This is a genomic window from Emticicia sp. (genome assembly GCF_049241225.1).
Lineage (GTDB): Bacteria > Bacteroidota > Bacteroidia > Cytophagales > Spirosomataceae > Emticicia.
Genome location: NZ_JBMLRC010000456.1, coordinates 1,889 through 9,649, shown reverse-complemented (window position 1 = coordinate 9,649; position 7,761 = coordinate 1,889). Strand labels below are relative to the sequence as shown.

Annotated in this window: 8 protein-coding genes and 1 pseudogene; 7 read left to right on the top strand and 2 right to left on the bottom strand. The window is 38.5% G+C overall.

The features are described 5' to 3' along the window. The 7 genes and pseudogenes from ACOVO2_RS23365 to ACOVO2_RS23335 all read left to right on the top strand — a co-directional run. On the top strand, positions 1 to 1,443 hold a 1,443-nt coding region (locus ACOVO2_RS23365), incomplete at its 5' end, for a ribonuclease R family protein (protein WP_421772286.1). A gap of 191 nt (positions 1,444 to 1,634) precedes the next feature. After that, positions 1,635 to 2,534, top strand: coding sequence for a TIGR01777 family oxidoreductase (locus tag ACOVO2_RS23360; RefSeq protein WP_421772285.1), 900 nt, complete (start codon positions 1,635 to 1,637; stop codon positions 2,532 to 2,534). A 55-nt stretch (positions 2,535 to 2,589) separates the two neighbouring features. Beyond that, positions 2,590 to 2,982, top strand: coding sequence for an HIT family protein (locus ACOVO2_RS23355; RefSeq protein WP_188766686.1), 393 nt, complete (start codon positions 2,590 to 2,592; stop codon positions 2,980 to 2,982). A 103-nt stretch (positions 2,983 to 3,085) separates the two neighbouring features. Further along, complete coding sequence (locus tag ACOVO2_RS23350; RefSeq protein ID WP_421772284.1) at positions 3,086 to 3,268, top strand: hypothetical protein; 183 nt, start codon at positions 3,086 to 3,088, stop codon at positions 3,266 to 3,268. 65 nt (positions 3,269 to 3,333) lie between these two features. Next, positions 3,334 to 3,555: a hypothetical protein gene (locus ACOVO2_RS23345; RefSeq protein WP_188766688.1), complete on the top strand. Its 222-nt coding sequence runs from the start codon at positions 3,334 to 3,336 to the stop codon at positions 3,553 to 3,555. A gap of 17 nt (positions 3,556 to 3,572) precedes the next feature. Beyond that, positions 3,573 to 3,806 (top strand): annotated as a pseudogene (locus ACOVO2_RS23340) (Txe/YoeB family addiction module toxin); the annotation flags it as partial. A 116-nt stretch (positions 3,807 to 3,922) separates the two neighbouring features. Then, the gene (locus ACOVO2_RS23335) at positions 3,923 to 4,987 is read left to right on the top strand and encodes a carboxypeptidase-like regulatory domain-containing protein (protein WP_421772283.1); all 1,065 of its coding nucleotides are present in this window, start codon (positions 3,923 to 3,925) and stop codon (positions 4,985 to 4,987) included. A gap of 157 nt (positions 4,988 to 5,144) precedes the next feature. Here ACOVO2_RS23335 and ACOVO2_RS23330 read toward each other — a convergent pair whose 3' ends face one another. Together ACOVO2_RS23330 and ACOVO2_RS23325 are read right to left on the bottom strand one after the other, a co-directional pair. Then, positions 5,145 to 6,131, bottom strand: a complete 987-nt coding sequence (locus ACOVO2_RS23330) for an NAD(P)H-dependent glycerol-3-phosphate dehydrogenase (protein WP_421772282.1) — start codon at positions 6,129 to 6,131, stop codon at positions 5,145 to 5,147. A 170-nt stretch (positions 6,132 to 6,301) separates the two neighbouring features. Further along, positions 6,302 to 7,702, bottom strand: a complete 1,401-nt coding sequence (locus ACOVO2_RS23325) for an efflux RND transporter periplasmic adaptor subunit (RefSeq protein WP_421772281.1) — start codon at positions 7,700 to 7,702, stop codon at positions 6,302 to 6,304. Positions 7,703 to 7,761: the final 59 nt, after the last annotated feature.

The following is a 7,761-nucleotide window of genomic DNA, read 5'->3' as shown; positions in this document are numbered from 1 at the left end:
GTGCAAGAAGGCACAAGGCTCGAAGAAGAAGCTCTCAACCGTGCCACTTCGGTATATTTAGTTGACCGCACGATTCCGATGTTGCCCGAAAAACTCTCGAATAACCTTTGTTCGCTTCGTCCGCACGAGGATAAACTGACATTTTCGGCAGTTTTTGAAATGACCCATGACGGACGATTGATAAACGAATGGTTTGGCCGAACGGTTATTCATTCTGACCACCGATTTAGCTACGAAGATGCTCAAGAAGTATTGGAAAACGAAGAAGGCGATGTACTGAATCCTGCAACGGAACCCGATGAAATTCTTGAAAAATATCGTTTCCCACTACATACGCTTAATCATTTAGCAAAGATTCTAAAAAAAGAGCGTTTCAGAAATGGAGCAATTAATTTTGAAACCAACGAAGTAAAGTTCAAACTCGATGAAACTGGCAAACCGCTCGGTGTAGTGCTAAAAATCAGAAAAGATGCCCACAAGCTCATCGAAGAATTTATGCTCTTGGCCAATAAAAAAGTGGCAGAGTTTGTTTTCAAACTTAAAAATGAAACAAATTCGGAAGCTAACACGATGGTCTATCGTGTGCATGAGCCACCAAATCCTGAAAAATTACAGAACTTCGCCAATTTTGCTGGTCGATTTGGTTTTTCAATCAAAACTGATTCGGATAAAACCCTATCGAATTCGATGAACAAAATGATGGCCGAAGTTGAGGGAACGCCCGTACAGAATGTACTCGAACAACTGGCAGTTCGCACGATGTCGAAGGCTCGTTATACAACCGAACCTTTGGGGCATTTTGGCCTTGCTTTTGAGCATTATAGTCACTTTACGTCGCCTATTCGTCGTTATCCTGATATGATGGCTCATCGACTTTTGCAACATTATCTCACGGCTTCACCGAAAGATAGAAATAAGGTCTCGCACGATGAATATGAGAAGAAATCGAAACATTCGTCTGACCGAGAAAAACTCGCTGCTGAAGCCGAAAGAGCCTCAATTAAGTACAAACAAGTAGAATTCATGAGTTTGCAAGAACGCCGAACAATTTTCACGGGCGTTGTGACAGGCGTAACTGATTTCGGAATTTTCGTAGAAATCACTTCTACCAGTTGTGAAGGAATGGTTCGTTTGGGTGATTTAAAAGATGATTTTTACGAATGGGATAGAAATAATTATCGAGTTGTAGGAAAACGCACAGGTCGAGTAATCAACTTTGGCGATACCGTGAAAGTAACCGTAAAAGGCACTGACTTGGAGCGTAGAAGCATGGATTTGGAATTGGTAGGTCTGGAAGGAAAATCAATGCCTGCGAGCAGTACGAAACGAAGTAATAAAGATGCTACAAGTAGCAGAGGAGGCCGCAGAGAAAAACCAAGTCGAACTGCCCCAAAAAGCAGCCGAACAAGCAGTAAAGACAAAGGTAAGCGTAGGAGGAAGTAATTGAAAATTAGTTAATCGGTTTTCGGAAACAATTCTAATCTATAAAGGTTAAATAAACAGGTAAGTAGCTAAATGACTATTTACCTGTTTTTTGTTTACGTCATTTTAAATTTACATTCTGATACATTTTGCAAAAACGTCTAAATTGGACGTTCCTACGTGTAAAATTTGACTAATAAAATTAATCGAAAATGAATATTCTAATTACAGGCGGCACGGGTATGATTGGGCATCGGCTCACCGAATTACTTTTGGCAAAAGGCCATAAGGTTTCATATTTGAGCAGAAAAAAAGAAAAACTACCCAATGTAGAGGTTTTTCAGTGGGATATTCAGAAAGGATATATCGAAGAAGGTGCTTTAGAGGCGACTGATTATGTAGTCCATTTAGCAGGAGCAGGCATAGCCGATAAACGTTGGACTGACGAACGCAAAAAAGAAATCATTGATTCTCGCATTCAGCCGATTGAGTTGATTAATAAGTATTTACAAGAAAAAAACATTCAACTCAAAGGCTTTATTTCAGCATCTGCTATCGGGATTTATGGCGGTGATACGGGTGATGTTAAGTTAGATGAAAGTAGTGTTTTAGGAAATGACTTTTTGGCCGAATGTACCAAACTTTGGGAAATTCATGCAAAAAAAGTTACGAATGCCGCTCGAATCGTGAGTGTCAGAATCGGTATTGTTTTGAGCGAAAAAGGTGGAGCTTTGCCTAAACTTGTTCAACCTATTCGCCTTGGTTTTGGGGCAGCTCTGGGAAGTGGAAAACAATTTATGTCATGGATTCACGTAGATGACCTTTGTGGAATTTTTGTAAAAGCCATCGAAGATGAAAAAATGCAGGGGCCGTATAATGCCGTTGCACCAAATCCTGTAACGAATCAAGAAATAACAAACGTTGCTGCGGAAGTGCTGAAAAAGCCACTTTGGCTACCGAATGTTCCGAGTTTTGCATTAAAATTAGTTTTCGGAGAAATGGGAATTGTCGTAACTGGTGGTAACTTTGTGCTGAACAAAAGGCTTTCGCAAGAAACCAATTTTCAGTATAAGTTTACAACTATTAAAGACGCTTTGAGTGATTTGTTATAGTCGATAGTCCACAGACGACGGTCGATAGAAGAACTCATAATTCATAACTCAAAAAATGGCTTCCATATTTTCAAGAATCATTGCAGGTGAAATTCCTTGCCATAAAATTGCCGAAAACGACCAATATTTTGCATTTTTAGATGTGTTTCCGTGTGCAGTTGGCCACGTTTTGGTTGTTCCGAAACAAGAAATCGACTATTTATTCGACCTAAGTGATGAACTTTATGCGGGTCTGATGGCTTTTGCCAAGCAAATCGAGCCAGCCATTCGTAAGGCCGTACCATGCAAGCGTGTGGGTGTCGCTGTCATTGGTTTAGAAGTACCTCACGCCCACGTTCATCTGATTCCTATGAATAGCATGAGCGATATGAATTTTCATAATAAACTAAAACTTTCACCAGAAGAACTTGCCGAAACTGCTGCCAAAATCAGGAGTTTTCTGAATTAATATCATGGAAATTATTTATGCCATCATCATTGCGATAATACCTCTGTTTTTATCGCTAAGAACTATTTTTTTGCTTCGTAAAAATCCAAAAATATCTGATTTTATGAAAAGCATCATTATTGCTGTTTTGTGTGGAATTATTTTGGTATCAATCAGCGTAAGTGTGCATCATTTTATGAATCTTGCCGATGCAAAATCGAACATGAGTGTGGGCGTTCTGACGAGCGTACAAATCATTTTGTCGGGCGTAGTATTCTTGGTTTCGAGGGTTTTGAGTAGGGTTTAAACTCGCCTATTTTTCTTTGACACTTTTCATAATTAATGTATATTTGTTTATTAAAACAAAATAATATGTCAACGCAAACTTTGATAATTGAGGCTGAAAACGATAAAATAAAAGCACTTAAAGCCTTTTTAACAGCTTTTGGTATAAACTATCGAATCAAAAAAAACAGCTCCAAAGATACAACTGAGTACTTGATGAGTAATCCTAAAAATAAGAAAAGATTGCTGGAATCAATTGAGCAATTAAACAATGGAACTACCGAAACTCATAGCCTCATTGAAGCATGAATCTGATATGAACACCTCATGCTTGGGAGGAATATACTTCTTGGCAAGATGTTGATAGAAAAATTGTCAAAAGAATCAACGACCTTATAAAAGAGTGCTTACGAACACCTTTTGAAGGCAAAGGAAAGCCAGAACCTTTGAAAGGAGATTTAAGTGGTTTTTGGTCGAGAAGAATAACTGATGAACACCGACTTGTTTATAAAGTTAGTAGTAAAGAAATAGCTATTGTTCAATGCAGAAATCACTATTGATTTCTACAATTTGAGCATCTTAAGTCTACAAAAAAAATCTAAAATATTTTCAAACTTTCTTATGGAAATTTAAACTCATAAGCATCAATATTCCAAAACCTAAAATATTGATGCTCATGAAAAATACGCTTCAACTCTCTATTACCAATCCTTGTCACGAAAATTGGGATAATTTTACCCCTACTACTTCGGGGGGCTTTTGTGGGTCTTGTCAAAAAAACGTACGAGACTTTACTCAAATGTCTGATACCGAACTCATTGCTTATTTTAGAAATGCTGCAAGTAAACAAAGTGAGTCGTTGTGTGGTCGTTTTCGAGATAATCAACTTCAAACCAAATTTGATATAAATCAGTGGTTTCCAGAATGGATTATTGAAGAAAATCAGCTCTTCTACGAAATTCCTGTGGAGAAATTATCGAATAAAAGCTTACGCATTGATTTACCCAGTTTTTCAAACAAACATTTCATCCGAAATTCGATTGCGGCGATGCTTATCTTGAGCTTTTCGGTCAATGCCCAAAAGACAACCATCACAGGCAAAATCACTGATGCCAACGATGGCTCTGGCCTACCAGGAGTTTCGATTCAGATTATAGGTACGCAGAAAGGTACAATTTCAAACACTGATGGAGAATACAAAATTGAAGTTGAGAAAAACCAAAAATTACGCTTTGGTTTTGTTGGCTACGAAACCCAAGAAATTAAAGTCGAAGATAGCCCTAATATCAATCTAAAAATGGAAGGAGCAGTAATGGGAGAAGTGGTGGTGACAGCTCATGCCAATACAATGGGTAAATATTCATTGGGAGGGTATATTAGTGTAATCAGCAGTAATATTTGTACCATTGAAAGCACCCAAGAAAAACTTCCTCAACCGGAAAGGTTATCTATTTACCCAAATATCGCACGAACAAATGATATTTTTCTACAACTAGAACCACTCGAAACCGAAGATGGAACAAAAGTAACTGCTTTTGGTAAAGTAGAAAAACTGGAAGTTTATGATTATTATACTGGGAAAAACTTCAAAATAAGCTATGATAAAGAACCCAATGGCGAGCTAAAACTTGATATTTCAAGAATACCTAATGGGCTTTATGTGGTTAGGCTTTTGCAAAAAAACGAAACTGATATCGAAAAACCTATCGTTTCGATTGCACGATTGGTTATTGAAAGATGATTTGTTACTATTTTTTCGGTGGGGTTCGACTGCGTCGGCAGCCCGATCCGCTCACCCACCGAAAAATAGGTCACGTTACTGAAAAAAATTCCAAGTTTTCTTCATTGCCTCGTTGCCTGAGCGAAGTCGAAGGTAACGAGGCATCGAAGAAGAAAAATCACTTCAATTTCCCCTTCAAAACTTCAAATTCTTTCTTTAAAGAAGCATTTTTATAAAGAGTCTGATACGCAAAATTGGTTATTGGCATTTCTATTTCGTATTGCTGCATCATTTCGTAAATACACTTTACGGCATAATAACCTTCGGCAATCATATTCATTTCGAGTTGAGCCGCTTGTACGCTGTATCCTCGACCAATCATATTGCCAAAAGTACGATTTCGGCTAAATTGTGAATAAGCCGTTACGAGCAAATCTCCCAAGTAGGCAGAAGCACTTAAATCTCGCTCCATTGGTGCAATTACGTCAACCACTCGCTTGATTTCTTGCATGGCGTTTGAAACCATTACTGCCTGAAAATTATCTCCCCCACCCAATCCGTGCGTGATTCCGCAAGCGAGAGCCACGATATTTTTCATTACTGCGGCATATTCTACGCCATAAATATCAGCGAGAACCGATGTTTTTACGAATCGGCAACGCATCAATTCGGCAAATTCGGTGGCCAATTCGATATTTGGCGAAGCGATTGTAAGATATGATTGTTTTTCGAGAGCAACTTCTTCGGCATGGCACGGACCAGCAATGATTCCCATATTCTGGTGCGAAACTCCGTAGTTTTCTGCCAAATAATCAGTGATAAGCTGATTGCTTTCGGGAATCATTCCTTTGATAGCCGAAATGATTTTTTTATTGACTAAATTTTCTGCTGATATGGATTTAATAGCATCACTCACAAAAGCCGCAGGAACGGCCAATATCACCCATTCGGTGCCTCGGAGTGCTTCTTTAAGATTGGTATAAGGTTTAACTTTAGAAGGATGAACCTCAACGCTACTCAAATATTTGGGATTATGATGGTGTTTTTTGATATGTTCTACATCGCTTACGCTTCGCATCCACCACTTGATTTGTACATTTCCTTGACTCAATATCTTTACGATTGCCGTAGCCCAGCTTCCACCTCCGATTACTGTGATTTTCATTCTATTCCAACGATTATGAACAAGTTTGGAGACTTGTTCTGCTTTTTCAATGCTAAGTAAATTAAAAGACTTGAATAAAAAAAGAGATACCCTCAAATAAGGAAGGCTTCGCTTAGAGCGAAGCCTTCCTTGTACATTTCTTATAATATAGGCTAAAAACTGTACACTATCTATTCCTTCTTCTTGTCTTTATCGTCTTTTTTCTCTACTTTTTTTGTTATCAGCTCACCATCTTTCAGTTTTTTGGAAACTGCAATAAATGGCCCAGAAACGATTTCTTCACCTTCTTTCAAACCGCTAATCACCTCGATTGTTCCTGCGGCAGTATCAGTAATACCTGTTTTTACTTCACGTATTTTTGCTTTGCCTTTATCGTGAATAAACACTACTTCTTTAGGTTTATCTTTTTTGGTAGGTTTTGGTTCTTGAGTTGTTGCTGCTGGAGCATCACTATCTTTTTTGTCATCCGTACTTGCAGCATCGTCTGCTCCACGAGTCGTTACGGCGGCAATCGGCACACTCATTACACCCAGTTTCTTTTCAGTCACGATGTCAACGGTGGCAGTCATACCTGGTTTGAAAGGATATACTTTGCGAGCTTTACGGTCAACTAATTCACGGTAAGATTCTGGCAAAATTCTAATTCTTACTTCAAATTCCGTTACGGCATCAGTTGAAGCAGCCGCTAACGAACCTGTTCCAGAACCATTGGCCGTATTAGCAATTTCGGTTACAATTCCTCTGAATTTTTTACCAGTCATGGCATACGAATCTACGTCAATGATGGCAGTATCGCCCAAACTTACACGCACGATATCGTTTTCGTTTACATTGATTCTAACCTCCATGTTATTCAAATTCGCAATACGAAGTATCTCAGTACCAGCCATTTGTGAAGTTCCAACAACCCTTTCACCCAATTCAACGGCCAATTTCGATACGATACCGCTCATTGGAGCATAAATACTTGTTTTACGTAAGTTTTCTGAAGCATCTTTTAAACCTGCTTCAGCACTTTTTACGTTAAATTTCGATGCCTCAACGCTTGATTTAGCTGCTTCCAAATCTTGGCGAGCAACTTTTAAATTAGTTTCTGCAATTTCTAAATCAGATGCCGAAACAACTTTTTCATCAAATAATCTTTTTTGGCGATTATACTCTGCTTGGGTTCTTACCAAACGTGCTTCGGCTTGAGCAATGGCTGATTTTGCCTGCTCAGCACTTGCTTTGGTCTGATTTACTACGGCTTCGGCACGTTGCGTAATCGAAATATAGTTTTCTGGTTGGATTTTCAATAAAAGTTGTCCTTTTTTCACAGAATCACCTTCTTTCACGTATAAAGCAATGATTTCACCTGGTACGTCAGGCGTAATTTTTACCTCAACTTCGGGCTGAATTTTTCCCGATGCCGAAACGGTTTCTGTAATATCGGATTTACCAACTTTTACAAACTCAACTTCGGTTGGTTTTTCTTTACCAATCCAACCTTGTTGTTTTGCAACCAATAAAAATATAACAAGTAGGGCAACAACGCTACCCAAAATCCACCAGAGTCTATTTGATTTTTTCATTGAGAAATTTTATTTAGTCCATAGTCGATGGACGACAGTAATAGTATTTGGTTATTGGT